This is a genomic window from uncultured Campylobacter sp., from assembly GCF_937997595.1.
Classification (GTDB): domain Bacteria; phylum Campylobacterota; class Campylobacteria; order Campylobacterales; family Campylobacteraceae; genus Campylobacter_B.
Map to the genome: position 1 here is coordinate 1 of NZ_CALKTS010000142.1, position 2014 is coordinate 2014.

A 2014-nucleotide genomic window follows, 5' to 3' on the forward strand; every position below is an offset into this window, starting at 1 on the left:
ATTTCCTATCGTATGTTCGGTATTACCACTCGCTTTTTGATTTTGATAGGCGATCAAATCTTTTGTTTTGGTATGCAAGATCTCATTATATTTGATATTTTTTCTAGCGGTTTCGAAGTCTTTTTGATTTAGCTCGTATAGATCGCTTTTGCCGGTGATTTCCAACACTGTCTTTCTGTCGCTTATTATAAAATTCAGTTTTTCTCTATCGGTAGCGTAGGAATTTAGTTTAGAAGCGAAGTCTGCTTTGTCCATACCGTTGATTTTAGTAATGTTTTTATTTTTGAGAAGTTCGGGAAGCTCGGTTTGATAGAATGTTCTCTCGACTTGGGCGTCTTTTCCTATTGCAGTCACTATTTCGCCTTTAATTTCGGAGGCAAAGCGCCTAGAGGTTATATCCCATAAGCCACTGTCTTTTTTACCAACATCGTAAAAAAATTTATTGAGCTCAGAGCCACGTTTTCGATATTCTTTTATAACATCAAAGCTCGGATCTCTAGTAGTGTTAAATACCCTTTCTAACGCCTCTCTAAATTTGACACTTTTTTCATTGTCTATATCTAGAAATTTTGCTGCCTGAGTTTTATTTATCATTCTAAAATTTTTGTCATTATAAAATTTTTCAATCGCGTTTTTTAGATCTTCCTCATTCTCGCTAATACCGCTGAAAAGAACAGATTTTTTTCCTTCCGATTCAGCACTTAATTTATTAAGTATTTTTATGATATCTTGTTTAGATTGTACTTTATCCAAAAGTTCATCTATTTCTTTAATTGTTAATGTGTGCATCTTTATCTCCTAGCATCTATTAATGTTACTGTAAAATTATCTTGGCTCTCCCAGTATGGTTTAAAATGAAATTTAATCAATATTTCCTCCAACAACGATACAATATCGCTATCTTCTAAAACCTTTACTTCTATAGCCTCAAAACCTAATATTACCCACACTCTTTCAAATAGCTTACCATTTATTTTTTGATCATATTTATAATCCAAAATAATATTTACACTATCACCATTATAATACAATCTCCATAATTTTTTACTGCCATAACCATTATCATATTCTTCGCTCGGAAAACGTTTTATTAACATAAACCAACATTTTCTTTGCCTATCAACGACCCAATATTTTGTTGGATCTTCATAATACGGACTATATTGATAAAAAATTTTGCTCAATCCATACTTCTCATCATCCTCTTTCGTGATGATTGCATTTTCAAACGCCATTCTCTACTCCTTAAATTTAATATTTAATTATATCTACGACATATTTATATTCGCTTATATGCTCGTAGATATCGCCTTCGCTTTTAGTGCCCAGCTTTCTAACCATATCGTTTAGAAAAAATTTCTCAAAATTTTCAGCGGTTACCTTAGCGCCGCTACTGGTGCGCACATCTTTACCGTCTGCAATATCTGCTAAAATTTGATCGGCTTGTTTACTCGTCATTTTTTATCCTTTATATTTAATCGTGCAGAAAAGTTACGACTTCGTGTTCTTTTGGAACATATTCCCTATTTTCAATACCGCCGCTACCATACTCAGACAAGGCTTCATTTAAAATTTTATAAAGCTCGTCTATCGAAATATCTCCAATGTCAGAATTTATGCTTTGGAATTTATATTTGACCTTAAATGGATTTTCCGTGAAATATTTACTCGTTGTCTCATCATAAATTCGCCTTATATCAAGCTCGATTTCTCTACCTTTATAATAAAGCAGCCAAATCTCCTCTCCGGTATATCCGTCTCTTGGATCAGGCAGATGCGGGCTACAAACAAAGATAAGCCAAATATCTCTTTGCCTGTCGATGACCCAGTCTAACCACTTTATTTGATAGGGTTTTTGTGGATTATAATGATATTTTACCAAGCACTGATCTACACGATTTATAATATCATATTTCTTAATATCCTCTTTAGAAATATATTCTGCAACAAACGCCATTCTCTCCTCCTTAAGAAATTTAATAATTTAAATTTTACGATATGTTTATATTCGCCT

At 32.9% G+C, this 2014-nt stretch carries 4 protein-coding genes; all 4 read right to left on the bottom strand.

Annotation, left to right across the window (positions count from 1 at the left end; translation table 11 throughout):
- Positions 1-789, bottom strand: a 789-nt coding sequence (locus Q0614_RS04970) for a hypothetical protein (RefSeq protein ID WP_298786965.1), incomplete at its 3' end; no start/stop codon positions are given.
- Positions 790-791: 2 nt separating this feature from the next.
- A complete protein-coding gene (locus tag Q0614_RS04975; RefSeq protein ID WP_298786967.1) occupies positions 792-1235 on the bottom strand; it encodes a hypothetical protein in 444 nt (147 codons plus the stop codon).
- A 16-nt stretch (positions 1236-1251) separates the two neighbouring features.
- Complete coding sequence (locus Q0614_RS04980; protein ID WP_298786969.1) at positions 1252-1458, bottom strand: hypothetical protein; 207 nt, start codon at positions 1456-1458, stop codon at positions 1252-1254.
- A 16-nt stretch (positions 1459-1474) separates the two neighbouring features.
- Positions 1475-1957: a hypothetical protein gene (locus Q0614_RS04985; protein WP_298786970.1), complete on the bottom strand. Its 483-nt coding sequence runs from the start codon at positions 1955-1957 to the stop codon at positions 1475-1477.
- Between the last annotated feature and the right edge of the window lie 57 nt (positions 1958-2014).

Bases quoted from the DNA above. Each gene is read 5' to 3' on its own strand.
- Q0614_RS04980 (WP_298786969.1), bottom strand. From the start codon at position 1,458: ATGACGAGTAAACAAGCCGATCAAATTTTAGCAGATATTGCAGACGGT.
- Q0614_RS04985 (WP_298786970.1), bottom strand. From the start codon at position 1,957: ATGGCGTTTGTTGCAGAATATATTTCTAAAGAGGATATTAAGAAATAT.
- Q0614_RS04975 (WP_298786967.1), bottom strand. From the start codon at position 1,235: ATGGCGTTTGAAAATGCAATCATCACGAAAGAGGATGATGAGAAGTAT.